We start from the raw sequence: 13,861 nt of genomic DNA, 5'->3' as shown, positions 1-13,861 counted from the left end.
GTGGTTCCAACCAGTTCAGATAGTTCGCCGTCGATTATGATTCATGTTGTTTGACCCGGGATTGGTCCACAAATGTAAAACCGTCTTCTGCCCCCACAATAGCCTTTTTTCCTTCCTGCCCCTCTGTTTTCTGCCTTCTATTTCTCTTCTCCAGGTGTTTATAGGACACCCCCACTTTGACCTGCTGGATTTCCTTAACTCCCTGAATGATCAATTGCATGGCGATGATAGAAACCATAAACGCAAGTAGTACAAATAACACCATCCAGTATTTTCCTGTCATCAGAGCATCCCTCATGGAGCCGATTAACCCTGACCATTCCATGGTAAACGAGCGGGGAGGATCTTTAAACAGGCCAGTGGTTTTAACGGTTCCACCGAAAAAAAGACTAAAGACACCTAAATGTACAAAAATGAGCAATACCTGAATAAACTGCTGTCCAAACAAAACCATCAGCCTCGGTCCTAAATGAGGAAAAATGTGGGTTCTCATGAGATGAAGCGGTCCTCCCCCAAGGATTCTGGCACTGGAAATAAACTCCTGTTTCATGATGAGCTTCATTTCATTTCCAATTAAGATCGTTGTTAAAGGCACGACAAGAATCGTTAGAATGAACGTCTCTAACCATACCCTCTCCCAGAATGGATATACCCATTCAGAATTCATACCAATTAAAATCGGCTCCAGCAACAGAAGCGCTATGACACTGAGGGGCAAAAAATGAATGGAATCCACTATTTTTTCAGCCCATTTTTGGACGGATGGCTTCCATTTAAAAGCATAGATCAGACTGAACAAAAATCCTAACAGAATGCGCAACATCGCAATTAAAAAGGCAAAGAAAAGGGTGTATTTAGCTCCGACAATAATCTGATCGAAAATACTGTAGCCAAACCGATCAGATCCAAACCAGAATGCTGAAGACGGAGGGTGGGGGGGCCCTGAAATAATTTTTCCCTCTTCATTTTTTAAAAACATGACCTGTTTAACGGCACTTCCGGTAACTAGAGAATAGACCAAACTATATACCGTCAATCCAAACAGAAATGTAAAACCGGCTGCAAATTTTATATTTTTCATATGCGTAAACCAGAGATGGACGATCCAGCCTGCCAAACGAAACACATGGATGGAGCGAAACAGGTTTTTCAAAGAAAGAGATTTTAACCACCGCGAAAAAGCCTGTTGATCAAACGTTTGTTTAAACCGATCTTTTACCGCCGGCCTGCTCATCTGGATCGGAACACCCTGCAGGCGGTCAGCTGAAAGGAGAGCGTCTATAATCTGGTAAAAAATAAAAAACGGAGTAAATATCATCAGTAATGATACAGCAATAACCATCGGGCGGAAATCATGAGTCATGTAATACGTGATCCCTTTCATGTTAAACAGCGTTTCCACGATAAACAGCGATGATAAAGCACCCCATAAAATAATCTTCCCATGATAAAACGTACTCGGCACCACATTCCTCAACACATGAACAAATAGCACTCCCGCCTTTTTAACGCCTTTGCTTCTGGCAAATTCCACATAATGTTTCATCAACTCTTCTTCAATGAACAGAAGCAGAACTTTAAATAAAGAAATCATTGGCAAAATGGCAAGTGTAATGATCGGCGCCAGATAAATCGGCTCATCTTCTCCCAGGGATACAAAATCAAACAAAAATACCCCGGTTTTTTTGAAAACATAAACCGTAAAAAATTGAAGAAAAAAGGCGATCATAACATCTGGAACAGATTCCAGTATGTCCAGAATCCGCCTTACGGTTAACCGGATCACAGGCGGCGAAAACACCGTAAGCATGGCCAACATAAACGCTAGAAAAAATCCAAGAAAAATGGCACCAAGTAAAATTTGCAAAGAGTAAACATACGGATCCCAGAGAAATTCCAGTATCGGCTGCGGATGGTCCTTATATAAAAACACCCACGATTCAGGCTGAACAAAAGCTTTTACAAATTGGAAAAATTCTTTCACATATGCCCACGCATCATATACTCCGTATGTCCGGATCACATCCGGAGCTACACTGATGGCCAGTATTCCAATAACCCCCAGAATATAGTGTATGGCAATTTTTGCTATTTTCATTTGAATGACCCCCATGATCATTTAGAAATCTTTTTTTCAATAAGCAAGGCGAGGAGCACCTGCCTCCCTTCAATTATATTACATATATTTTTCAAGTATAAAAATTCTGACAAATTTTTTAGACGAAAGTCGCGAGCTAAAAGTTGCATACATGGTTCAATAAGCTGTTGATTTGAGAACATCTGTCCAAAAATGATGATCCCTGGTTGAAATTTTTATGATATCTGTTGAATTTCGATTGATTAACGAATATTATAATTAAATGTAATATAAATGTTCGTGTTTAGACAGGAGGATTTATATGTTTAAGCTGAATCAGCACGGCACAACCATCAAAACCGAATTAATGGCAGGGATGACGACTTTCTTAACCATGGTCTATATCATCGTGGTCAATCCGATTATTCTTCATGATGCAGGCGTCCCTTTTGATCAAGTGTTTACAGCAACCGTTATCGCAACCATTTTAGGTACACTGTGGATGGCTATTGCAGCCAATTACCCGATTGCCATCGCACCAGGAATGGGTTTAAATGCTTATTTCGCTTATTCTGTCGTCAACCATCATCAGATCACTTACGAAGTTGCTTTCTCAGCTGTATTTGTGGCAGGTATGCTTTTTATCATTTTATCACTAACCCCATTCCGCCAGATTTTGATTGAAGCCATTCCTCAGAATTTAAAACATGGAATCGCAGCAGGAATTGGGCTGTTTATTTCTTTTATCGGTCTGCGGTTAACCGGAATTGTTGGTGATCACCCTACGAATCTAGTTACCCTTGGCAATCTGAAGGATGATTCGGTCATTCTGGCTTTAATCGGACTTTTGATCACCATTTTATTGATGGCATTAAAGGTAAAAGGTGCCCTGTTTTTCGGTATGATTGCAACAGGAATCATTGCCTATTTTACCGGGCAACTGGAATTTGAAAACATTGTTTCCTATCCCTCCCTGTCTGAGGGGCTGATCATTTTAAACCCTTTTGAAGCAATAGGCGATGTGATTCAGTATAGTCTGTATAGTGTCGTTTTTTCTTTTTTGCTTGTAACCATATTTGATACAACCGGTACCATGATTGGTGTCGCTCAGCAGGCCGGATTAATGAAGGACGGTAACATGCCGCGGGTTCGTCAGGCATTGCTGGCTGATTCCGTGGCAACTACTGCAGGAGCTATGTTCGGTACAAGCCCGACAAGTGCATACATTGAATCATCTTCAGGTGTGGCTGCTGGCGGCAGAACAGGTCTTACCTCGTTAACCGTCGCTGTCCTTTTTGTATTCGCCGCCTTTTTCAGCCCACTGATCGGGGCGGTCTCCGGAGTATCAGCGATAACGGCACCGGCATTAATTATGGTGGGAAGCATGATGATGGTTAACATTGCAAAAATTAACTGGGATCAGTTTGATGAAGCGTTTCCTTCATTCCTAATCCTATTAACCATGCCTCTAACATCCAGTATTGCTACCGGAATCGCCTTTGGATTTATCTCCTATCCTTTAATGAAGATTGTTAAAGGGAAATGGAAGGACGTACACTGGCTTCTTTATATACTTGCCTTGCTGTTTCTGTATCAGCTGATCTTTCTTCCCCATTAAAAACGGGAGATATCTTTCGAATAAGAATGAAAGGATACGTCAAATCCCATATACCGTATCTACATGAAAACCGAAGAAAAAGATAAAGGCCTGATTGCCTGCAGGGGAGCAGGTTCAGGCCAATTTTTCTCCCGGTGTTTTCTTTTTATTTTTTATAGTTTTAAAAAATGATAAACGCCCTCCCCTGGCTGTCCATTAATGATGACGGATGATCTGTCGAATAAATGCCTTCGCCTCCTCAATTTCCTCATCTGTATAATTTTGTTTGCTCTTGACGTTTCGGACTTTATTCACGATTTCATTTTCGGCTAGCCCGTCAAAATAAAGCATGGTGGAAACCAGTTCAAGGAAACGGGAGCTCTTTTCATTCAGCCTTTGTATGTATGGTTGCATATCCGGCATGTCCAGATGATAATGCTGTAGAAAATTCTTGCCTTCCTCTGTCAGTGTATAGCGATACAGCCAATACCCGCTCTTTTTTTCTTTTTCTTCCCTGAGAAGGCCGAGGTTGTTCAACTCTTCAACCCGTAATGTTAATTCTTCCGAATATGGGCCGTAGAAATGGAAATGATACCGCTCTGAAAATGGAAACCCGCATTTTTTTAAAATGTATATCATTTTTTGCAGACGTTTTCGCCCCTCCACTTTCTGGCACTCGGAAAAGAAAGCCATGAGTTTGGCATGTTCTTTTAACACAATCCCTCAGCTCCTATCCATGCAAAATTTCCAGGATTCTTTTTTTTATTTTACTGCGCTCCGACAGCCCTTCAATAAAATCCATCGGAAAATACAATTTATGATCTGTCCGTTTTTTTCCGGATATGGATTCAACAATATCGGACTGGCGCGATAATTCTCTGAGTTCCCCATCAGGCATCAGCAGATGAATAGGCAACCTTTCTTCCTCTTCCCCCGGGCGGTAAAAATCATAGGGGAGGTCCGAAGAAGAATCCACTTCCAGATAATACTCCGGATCAATGCCCGCTTTTTTAAATAATTGCTGCAGTTCCGCCCACTGTTTTAGCTGAAGATTCGGATTAAACTCGATGTATTTAAATAAATGGCGGTTGACAAACCGATTGCACAAATCACTTAATACAGGGTCTTTTTCATCCACCCAGGTCTGAAAATAATAGAGTACTACTGCTTCATCCAATTTTACGTACTCTTCCAGATTCACCTCCTGATTGAAAAAACTCAGAAAGTGAACCGGTTTGACATGGAATTCGTATCCACTTTCGTACAATTCCTTGACCCGCTGTAAAATTTTTGAAAGAATAACCTCTGCACTTCTCGTAACCGGATGAAAATAAACCTGCCAGTACATCTGGTAGCGGCTCATAATGTAGTCTTCAACCGCATGCATCCCACTATACTTAATGACAACCTGGTCTTCCATCGGCCTCATTACCCGAAGAATTCGTTCCATATCAAAATGCCCGTAACTAACTCCTGTATAATAGGCATCTCTCAGAAGATAGTCCATCCGATCTGCATCAATCTGACTGGAAATCAGACTGACCACCAATTTATTCGGATAGGTTTTATGAATGACATCAGCCACATTCTTTGGAAAATCTGGACTTACCCTTTGCAAAATTTGATTAACACTGGTATTTCCGAGGATAATTCTGCGGGTAAAATCTTCATGGTCCAGACCAAATACTTTTTCAAAGGAGTGGGAAAATGGCCCATGGCCAAGATCGTGCAATAAAGCGGCGGTTAAACATAAAAGACGTTCTTCCTCATTCCAGAATGGCCGGTGGCGAAAATTTTCGATGATTCTGCGGACAATTTCGTACACGCCAAGGGAATGGTTAAAGCGGCTATGTTCAGCACCATGAAATGTCAAATAAGAAGTGCCCAGCTGTTTAATGCGACGCAATCTTTGAAATTCCGGTGTTCCAATCAGATCCCATATCACCCGATCACGAACATGAATATACCGGTGAACCGGATCTTTAAATACTTTTTCTTCATGAAGCTGCTCGTCACGGTACGCCATACTCCCCGACCTTTCCATAAAAAACCATATTTAACTTTATTATATATCCTTTTTCGACAGAAAAAAAGGGAAGGAGGTCCTTTTCTTGTTTGTTCATGAAACGGGTGCTGGAAAATCACCCTTGTAATTCTGTAACAGGTATCAAGTTATCCGAAGCATTCCCTTGCCACATCCAGCATAAAAAAACCAGTCACGGGATATGTGACTGGGTTAGGTCTGTTAAGACTAAATCCAAGGCGATTTATACACCTTTTGGCTGACTCTTTTTTAATCTTTTTTTTACTTTTTCCATTAATTCTTCCTCTGTTGGTGCTGCACATGGGCGATTATTCACAAATACAAACGTTTTCTTCAGGCCAGGGCCGCAATAGGACTGGCAGCCAATCTGAATATCAGCATCCGGATCTAACTGTTTAAGTTTCGGAACGAGTGTTTTAATATTTGGGGTTCGGCATTCGTCGCATACCCGAAATTCATTGCCCATCTGCCTTCCTCCTTTTTAGGGAACGATCAATCTATGTCAACCCATTAGGATCATGACTAACAGGTATTTTACCGGTATTTTAATATTCTTGCAAGAAACATGTTCTGGTATAATGGTATGGTAAATCCAATAGCGAGGCAGGAGAGATTATGTCGATGGATCAGTTATTGTCCTTTGACCAGATACGAGTGATTGACCATTCGGAATGGTCGAATCAGGTTCAGCCAGTGGATTCGTTTGCCATCGATGATGCCTTATGCATTTCAGTGGGAGAACACCTCTCACCCCCGGCAGCACGTTTGTGGGTTCATGATCCTGCAGTCATATTAGGTATCCCTGATAGCCGCCTCCCCTATCTGGATGAAGCTGTATCTTTTTTGGAAAAAAACGGATTCCAAGTGATCATCCGTAATTCAGGCGGGCTGGCCGTATTGCTTGATCAGGGAGTTTTAAACCTTTCCCTTATTTTTCCTGATGCCAGACAGCTGGGGATTCATGATGGCTATGAAGCCATGGTCACCTTTATTCGGCGTGTTTTTGCAGAAGAAGGAAAAGCCATCGAAGTATATGAAGTCAAAGGTTCTTATTGCCCTGGAGCTTATGACTTGAGCATGAAGGGAAAAAAATTTGCCGGTATTTCCCAGCGCAAAGTAAAGAACGGTACAGCCGTTCAAATCTATTTAGCAGTGGAAGGCAGCGGCCAAAAACGGTCAGAATGGATCAGACAGTTTTACCAGATTGCCTTAAAAGATGCTTCCCCTTCTTTTCATTATCCTGAGATTCATCCGGAAACCATGGCTTCATTGGAGGAACTGCTTCAGAAAAAAATGTCTGTCAAAGAAGTCCGAAACCGTATTGTGGATGAACTCAGAGCTCTATCCAATCATCTTTTTTACAACCTGTTATCAAACAAAGAACACTCGTGGTATATAGAACGATTAAAGCAAATGAAAAAGCGCAACGAAAGACTGCTTGAACGTGAAGGATTTTGATTGGTTTCGTTACTGTCGAGAAACTGTCACAAATCTTTCCTGGTTGTGTTTTTCGTAAGTGTGTCAAAATATGTTATAGTAGAATCGATAAATGACTGATCGGTAAAGGAGCGATATACATGAGTGAACCTGTCGAAACACTTGATGGCTGGTATAGTCTGCATGATTTTCGCACGATAGACTGGACAGCGTGGAAGCTTGCTGCACCCGAAGAAAGGGAAGCAGCTCTTCATGAATTAAAACAGCTGTTTGAAAAATGGGAATCTGTTGAAGAAAGGAAAGACGGAAGCTCTGGCATTTATTCCATCGTCGGACAAAAAGCAGACCTGCTGTTCTGGAATTTAAGACCAACCATGGAAGAGTTAAATAAGCTGGAAAATGAATTGAACAAGACCAAATTTGCTGAATTCACCCTTCCTGCTTATTCCTATGTATCCGTAGTCGAACTTTCTAACTACATGGCCCAGGGTAAAGATCCGGATACAGACCCGGAAATTCAGGCACGCCTAAAACCCATTTTGCCGAAATGGGACCATATCTGTTTCTACCCAATGGACAAGCGCCGCATGGGTGATGACAACTGGTACATGATGTCCAAAGAAGACCGTGGCAAGCTAATGTATGCCCATGGCAAAACAGGACGTAAATATGCCGGTAAAATTCGTCAGATCATTACCGGATCAATCGGTTTCGACGACTGGGAGTGGGGAGTAACTTTGCTGGGACATGACGTCCTTCAATTTAAAAAACTGGTTTATGAAATGCGTTTTGATGAAGTGAGTGCTCGATTTGCCGAGTTTGGGCCATTTTATGTCGGCCACAGGATGGAAAAGGAGCAGTTTCCTTCCTATATGCAGGTGTAATATACATGTGTGTGAAGCTGTCTCATCAGGCATTGTCGCCTGATGAGGCAGCTTTTTTATTAAATAATGAGAATATGCCCTTCAGGTTGTCGTGATCCCCTGCTGTGGCTCAGACAACTCCTCATCATTCCTTCTTCAATCTGTCTGCGAATGTCAGGGAACATGAGACTCTTCTTACTTGATCTATGATTTCCATACCATCACAGAATTCCCTTATCTGTTTCGAAAAAAGTTCTAATCCAAACATGCTTACATATACATGATACAAATGGCATTTAAAAGACACTATTGGGCTTTCGCTACATAGGCTAAAGTGTTGAACGGTTTGTAAAAGTGAGGTGAAATGGTTGGCCGTTATCGCTTACAACGAAGAGGATGTCAAATTGCTGGCCCGTTTAATGCGGGCGGAAGCTGAAGAAGACGGGAAACTTGGTATGTTGATGGTCGGCAATGTCGGTGTCAACCGGGTAAGAGCGACATGCCTGGATTTTACGTATATTGACACAATCAGGGAAATGGTCTTTCAATCTCCAGGTGGCTTTGAAGCTGTTCAAAAATCGTATTTTTATCAACGCGCAAGGGAACAGGACATCGCCCTTGCCCGAAGAGTGATCAGAGGTGAAAGGTTTCATCCTGCGACCAATTCCCTATGGTTTTTTAGACCTGTGGGAAGTTGTCCGGCCCAGTGGTTCGGGCAGTGGAACACAGGCAGATATAAATCTCACTGTTTCTATTCACCTTTACCCTCCGAATGTCCAAGAGTATTTTAAAAAGGAGTGTGCATATATGTCTAAAAATTATGATATGCCTTCTTATTCCCAGGGTCAGAGCCCCTATTCTTACACACCTTCGACTGCTGGACCTTATCCAACCGGAACACAGCCGGGGTATCAGGCTGGCCTGTCGGGGTACCAGACCGGGGTACCTGGATTTCCAGCTGGAATGCCGGGGTACCAGGCAGGCTACCCTGCCACAGGATATCCAGGGGGATATCCGCCAACCATTCCAGCAAGTTTTCCTGGTGGAGGCGTGTTCCCCGGAGAAGAATCATACATCGAAAACATTCTTCGTCTGAACCGGGGAAAATTAGCTACTGTTTATATGACCTTTGAAAACAACCAGCAGTGGAATGCCAAAATTTTTAAAGGGGTTATCGAAGCCGCAGGAAAAGATCATCTCGTCCTCAGTGATCCCCAGACCGGAAAACGGTATCTGCTTTTAATGATTTATCTCGACTATGTTGTTTTTGATGAAGAGCTGGATTACGCATATCCATATGCACAGCGCAATGAAAAAGAGTAAAGAAAAAGGGAGTATCCTCTGTTTGGAAGGGTACTCCTTTTCAGTCACGAAAGGAAGATCCGGATGAAAAATTCCTTTGAAAAATACTACCGCATGCAATACGCAATGATGGCCATCAGTCTTATTTTTGGCATTCTTTCTTTGTGGAGGGATGTATATCATTTTCTTCTTTTACTGGCCTTTTATGCATTAGCCTTAAGCTTTATATTTGAAGGAATTGGCTACTATGTGCGGAATCAGCCGGCGATCCTGTTTAACCATCTAATCAGGGCTATGTTAATCGTTGTGTTTGCCACCTATATTTTTATAACATTCTAACTGTCGCATAGCCAAGAAGAACCCAGCCAATTAAAAAAGCTATCCCACCAAATGGCGTGATCATGGCCAGAAATTTAATTCCGCTTGTTGAATAAATATAAAGGCTTCCCGAAAATAGAAGAATCCCTATCAAGAAAAACCAGCCTGCTGAAACCAGAGAAGTACTGCTCAATTTCGTCATCAGTAACGCAGTAACAAAAATGGCTGTGGTGTGAAACATTTGATAGTCCACCGCTTTTTCCCACGTCTTCATCATCTTCTCAGAGATTCTCCCTTCCAGTCCATGGGCTCCAAAAGCTCCAAGGGCGACAGACAAAAATCCGCTGATTGCTCCTATGATGAAAAATAATTTCATGATGGTCTCCTCCCTGTATTAAAAATCAAATATCGATTCACCATTTGCTCCGTCATGATCGATCGGTGTGGATTTCTCCTGCTTCGATGGAGCATCTTTGATTATTTTCACAACATCTTCTTCGCTGGTTGAAGGTTCCTCTTTCTCCTCGAGGATGATATCGGCAAGTACCCGGACGGCACGAATATGTTCACGCATATTGTTAGGTTGACCCATTTTTTCTGAAGCCTGTTTTAGCTCCTCCATCATTTTGCGAATGACTTTTTGATCCGAAACCGGCATCCATATGCCCCCTTTTTCTTTTTTGCTGACCTCAGTATATCATGTTTCCAGCTTGTGCTAAATAACCGTAGAAAGATGTTTTTGTGATCCTTTTACATGAAAGACAACAAACCCCCTGCATGGAACATGAACAGGGGATTCCGGATGGAGAATCACGTTTGAAAAAATAAACGGGTAAACATTTGCTGCAGGGAAAGGTTGTTGTATTGTTGTTTCAACTCTGCAAGGCTCCCGGATTCCATGACCTTTCCTTCATGCAAAAAAACAACCAGATCAGCGGTCTCTTCCGCAATGTCCAGATGATGGGTTGAAAATATGATTGCCTGGTTTTCCTTTTTCAGATCACGAATCATATCCACAAAGGATTTCATCCAGTACGGATCGAGACCGTTTGTTGGTTCATCCAGAATTAACAGTTTTGGAGAACCGAGCATAGCCTGGGCAAAAACAAAGCGCTGCCGCATGCCCTTAGAAAGGCTTTCAAGGGATTTGTTCTGAGCCGAAACGAGTCCAACCTTCTCCAGCACTTTATCTACTTCCTGGCCCGGAACTTTTTTTAACCGGGCGTAATAATGAAGAAGCTCCCGGACAGTCAGTGATATATCCAGAGAAAAATGATCGGGCATGTACCCAATCTTTTTAGCATATTCTTTTCGGTTTTTATCCCAGGAAAGATGGTCCACCAGTATGCTTCCCTGAGTTGGCTCGACGATTCCAGCAATCATTTTTAAAATCGTGCTTTTCCCTGCCCCATTTCCTCCGCATAATGCGAGAACCTGTCCTGTTTGAAGTTCCAGATCAATCGGGAATACAACTGTTTGCTCATGATATTTTTTTTCCAGGCCTTTTACTTTCAATGCGAGATCAGACATGTCTTCTGTTCCTTTCCCATTTCCAGATGGTTAATCCTACAGATCCTAATACCCAGACCATACAGACGAGCATGAAAAACAGTGCGCCGGCAGGTTTATGGAACCATTCAATCCACTGGTAATATTCAGGGCCAAATATATGTCCGCCGCCCATGTACAGGGTGACAAAGATTCGGACCAGTTCTGCGGGATTGAAAAAAATCAAAATCTCCAGTGTCGGCTGAATAGAAGCGTATGGCAGCTGGCTCAACCCGGCGATCAGCAATATCGGCCATGCCAGAACCAGCAAAAACCAGATTCCTACACTGATGGTAAGGGCCTGCCAGCGATTTTTTGATACAGCCCCGATCCAGACCGCCATACCTAAAAACAATAGAATTAGCAGGATCGAAAAAATGAAGATCCATAAAACCGTATAAAATGATAATCCCTGCCCCATGAAGGCACTGATCAGGCCTGACAGCCCAAATCCAAAGCTGATGATCACCGAAAGCACAATAAACATTCCCGCATATTTCCCTGCGATAAAAGCAAACGATGAGAGAGGATAGGTAGACAGAAGGTTCCATCGCCCATCCTCTTTTTCACTCGTTATGGATAATGCACCCAGGAGCAGTGTCATTAATGGAAGCAGGTATAAAATCAGATTCATGAATGTTCCTGTGGTTTTGGTATATTGATTCAAATCCGAAATCGGGCCACTCTGAATGAATAACAAAGACAGACTCACAAGCGTAAAAATAGCTAGAAAACTGTATGCCCATGGGTTTCGAAAACCAAGTTTTATTTCATTTTTCATAATGGTGAATATGTCCATCCCTCACACAACCCTTTGTCTTATTGCTCGTCGTTTTCAGCATGCTCCTCTTCATCATCATTCTCACTGCTATGATCATGATTATGTTCATTGTCCTTCATCATTTCCTTCATCTGTTTCATCATTTCCATGTTCCGTTCCCAGTGATGATCGGCTAGATCATCTGGCGTCATCAATTTGCCGGTTCCCTGTTCATCTAAAAATTTTTCGGCATCGTCAGCATTTTTGAACGAAAAAATGCCATAAGCCATTGGTGTTTTAAAGTCTTTGTCATAGACAAAGGTGGCTTCTTCGAGGTTTATCCATTCTTCTGTATGATAATCCCTTACAAACTGGGCACCGACATCATCGGTACCGTTTTCCGTAATCCATTCATTCAGACAACCAATATCATCGAATTTCAACGCTTTGCCGTCTTTTAACACAATTTGCGTAGCGTTGTGATCATGTGGGACAGCCATATTACACACTTCACAGCGGTCCACATCAGTCAGTTCTTCAGGCTGATATTCTTCTTCCGAACCACAACTTGCAAGAACCATAAAAACAGTTAATGAAGCAATGAACAGTATAAGTTTACGTTTCATATTTTCTAATCCCTCCAAAATATATAAAATAGAAGCTGTATAACAAAAGCAAAACACTAAATCCAATAAATAATAGCGACGATGATCGGTTTTCTACCTCAGATTCCGTAACAGGTTCAATGAGTGGAGCAGTATCTGTCATCCATAAATTTGTATCAGACTTCAACAGATTCTCCATAAATACCATTCCCGGCGCCTGGAAAAAGATTTGAAAAGCCGGTTTGTCTTTTACAATCGTATAGAAAAATGGATCAGCCCGAAAAGCCATTTCACTGTGGTCATCCCCGTCTAAATCCAGCCCCATATGACTGTCCCAGTAATTTCCCTGAACCCGATTAAAGGCGCTGTGCTGGGCCTGCCCGGATACAACATTGGCGACAAAGTTGTTTTCAAAAATGTCATTGTGCTCTGCATTTAACAACTGAACACCTATAAAGTTTGCTGCTACATGATTTTGATAAATGCGGTTTTCCTTTGAATCCTGAATCAACATCCCGACCAGATTGGCGTTAATCACATTATGATGGACCTCCGCGTTTTGCACATCATACAGAAGCAGCCCCTGGGCATAAACATGGTTTAATTGTTCGCTGAACTGATTGTCTCTTACGGATGTTTCCCTGGTCCCCATGACCATGGCGCCTGTCACGTTTTGTTCAGATTGATTTTGTGACAGAATGGTTCCTTCAGTAAACATAAGATGAAAGCCGTAACGGGAGTTTGTCACATGATTCTGAGTCACCTTATTGTCTTCACTTCTTTCCATATAGACCCCATCATGGACATAGATTATGTCATTATTGGCAATCACATTGTCATGGGACCCGAATAAATCGATTCCGTTTTGCCTTTCGGATACTGGTCTATCTGCATTTCCCGTAATCGTATTTTCTGTAATCCTGCTCTGGTGCGCGTCCCTTAATACAATACCATACCCATCAGTACGGATCGTTAGGTTATTCAGGTTATGATGATTTCCTTCTACAAGTATAGCCCTGGTATCTTTGTCTGGAGACTGGTGGATGATTTTGAGTCCATCCAGTGTTACCTGCTCAGATAAAACCGTTATGACAGGATCTAACTGACTTCCCCTGATTGTCGCTGCCCCATTGGATTGGACAGTCAGCGGTTTATCAACGACGATTGGACCCGAATATTCCCCGGCCGGAACTTTGATAACATCTCCTGGAGAAGCTTCATTGATCATCCGCTGCAGCACATTCTCAGCCTCTGCAGCAGAAGTCATGTATGGAAAACCCAAAAAAATGATCAGGATGATCGGATAAATA

16 protein-coding genes are annotated in these 13,861 nt (G+C 42.2%); 6 read left to right on the top strand and 10 right to left on the bottom strand.

Going from position 1 to position 13,861, the window contains the following annotated elements:
* Positions 1-34: 34 nt before the first annotated feature.
* Positions 35-2,098: an ABC transporter permease subunit gene (locus EDD68_RS02770; RefSeq protein ID WP_165902038.1), complete on the bottom strand. Its 2,064-nt coding sequence runs from the start codon at positions 2,096-2,098 to the stop codon at positions 35-37.
* 301 nt (positions 2,099-2,399) lie between these two features.
* Here EDD68_RS02770 and EDD68_RS02765 point away from each other — a divergent pair, with 301 nt between their 5' ends.
* Positions 2,400-3,695 (top strand): NCS2 family permease, encoded by a 1,296-nt coding sequence (locus EDD68_RS02765; protein WP_132370712.1) that lies wholly within the window; start codon positions 2,400-2,402, stop codon positions 3,693-3,695.
* 195 nt (positions 3,696-3,890) lie between these two features.
* On the opposite strand, the gene EDD68_RS02760 is transcribed toward EDD68_RS02765, so the two are convergent.
* The 3 genes from EDD68_RS02760 to EDD68_RS02750 all read right to left on the bottom strand — a co-directional run bounded on the left by EDD68_RS02760 (position 3,891) and on the right by EDD68_RS02750 (position 6,184).
* Positions 3,891-4,391 (bottom strand): YwgA family protein, encoded by a 501-nt coding sequence (locus EDD68_RS02760; protein ID WP_132370711.1) that lies wholly within the window; start codon positions 4,389-4,391, stop codon positions 3,891-3,893.
* A gap of 13 nt (positions 4,392-4,404) precedes the next feature.
* Entirely contained in the window at positions 4,405-5,700 is a 1,296-nt protein-coding gene (locus EDD68_RS02755) for an HD domain-containing protein (RefSeq protein WP_132370876.1), read from the bottom strand.
* 241 nt (positions 5,701-5,941) lie between these two features.
* The gene (locus tag EDD68_RS02750; protein ID WP_132370710.1) at positions 5,942-6,184 is read right to left on the bottom strand and encodes a YuzB family protein; all 243 of its coding nucleotides are present in this window, start codon (positions 6,182-6,184) and stop codon (positions 5,942-5,944) included.
* A 155-nt stretch (positions 6,185-6,339) separates the two neighbouring features.
* Here EDD68_RS02750 and EDD68_RS02745 point away from each other — a divergent pair, with 155 nt between their 5' ends.
* The 5 genes from EDD68_RS02745 to EDD68_RS02725 all read left to right on the top strand — a co-directional run bounded on the left by EDD68_RS02745 (position 6,340) and on the right by EDD68_RS02725 (position 9,659).
* Complete coding sequence (locus EDD68_RS02745) at positions 6,340-7,176, top strand: lipoate--protein ligase family protein (protein WP_132370709.1); 837 nt, start codon at positions 6,340-6,342, stop codon at positions 7,174-7,176.
* A gap of 119 nt (positions 7,177-7,295) precedes the next feature.
* Entirely contained in the window at positions 7,296-8,039 is a 744-nt protein-coding gene (gene hemQ, locus EDD68_RS02740) for a hydrogen peroxide-dependent heme synthase (RefSeq protein WP_132370708.1), read from the top strand.
* Positions 8,040-8,386: 347 nt separating this feature from the next.
* Entirely contained in the window at positions 8,387-8,809 is a 423-nt protein-coding gene (locus EDD68_RS02735) for a cell wall hydrolase (protein ID WP_132370707.1), read from the top strand.
* 16 nt (positions 8,810-8,825) lie between these two features.
* Positions 8,826-9,341: a spore coat protein GerQ gene (gene gerQ, locus EDD68_RS02730; RefSeq protein ID WP_243646736.1), complete on the top strand. Its 516-nt coding sequence runs from the start codon at positions 8,826-8,828 to the stop codon at positions 9,339-9,341.
* Between the two features lie 63 nt (positions 9,342-9,404).
* Positions 9,405-9,659, top strand: coding sequence for a hypothetical protein (locus tag EDD68_RS02725; protein ID WP_132370706.1), 255 nt, complete (start codon positions 9,405-9,407; stop codon positions 9,657-9,659).
* Here EDD68_RS02725 and EDD68_RS02720 read toward each other — a convergent pair.
* The 6 genes from EDD68_RS02720 to EDD68_RS02695 form a co-directional block, all read right to left on the bottom strand.
* Complete coding sequence (locus EDD68_RS02720) at positions 9,646-10,014, bottom strand: DUF423 domain-containing protein (protein ID WP_132370705.1); 369 nt, start codon at positions 10,012-10,014, stop codon at positions 9,646-9,648. The two genes, EDD68_RS02725 and EDD68_RS02720, sit on opposite strands and share 14 nt — an antisense overlap.
* An 18-nt stretch (positions 10,015-10,032) precedes the next feature.
* On the bottom strand, positions 10,033-10,296 hold the full coding sequence (locus tag EDD68_RS02715) for a YwdI family protein (protein ID WP_132370704.1): 264 nt from the start codon (positions 10,294-10,296) through the stop codon (positions 10,033-10,035).
* 152 nt (positions 10,297-10,448) lie between these two features.
* Positions 10,449-11,153, bottom strand: coding sequence for an ABC transporter ATP-binding protein (locus EDD68_RS02710; RefSeq protein ID WP_243646735.1), 705 nt, complete (start codon positions 11,151-11,153; stop codon positions 10,449-10,451).
* A 7-nt stretch (positions 11,154-11,160) separates the two neighbouring features.
* Positions 11,161-11,985 (bottom strand): ABC transporter permease, encoded by an 825-nt coding sequence (locus tag EDD68_RS02705; protein WP_132370702.1) that lies wholly within the window; start codon positions 11,983-11,985, stop codon positions 11,161-11,163.
* Positions 11,986-12,005: 20 nt separating this feature from the next.
* Positions 12,006-12,572 (bottom strand): nitrous oxide reductase accessory protein NosL, encoded by a 567-nt coding sequence (locus EDD68_RS02700; protein ID WP_132370701.1) that lies wholly within the window; start codon positions 12,570-12,572, stop codon positions 12,006-12,008.
* Complete coding sequence (locus tag EDD68_RS02695; protein WP_132370700.1) at positions 12,562-13,818, bottom strand: right-handed parallel beta-helix repeat-containing protein; 1,257 nt, start codon at positions 13,816-13,818, stop codon at positions 12,562-12,564. Before EDD68_RS02695 ends, EDD68_RS02700 begins: the two co-directional genes overlap by 11 nt.
* Positions 13,819-13,861: the final 43 nt, after the last annotated feature.

Origin of the sequence: Melghiribacillus thermohalophilus (assembly GCF_004342905.1) — a bacterium.
Lineage (GTDB): Bacteria > Bacillota > Bacilli > Bacillales > Alkalibacillaceae > Melghiribacillus > Melghiribacillus thermohalophilus.
The sequence above is the reverse complement of the archived record's forward strand: the minus strand, read 5'-3'. Positions and strand labels throughout refer to the sequence as shown.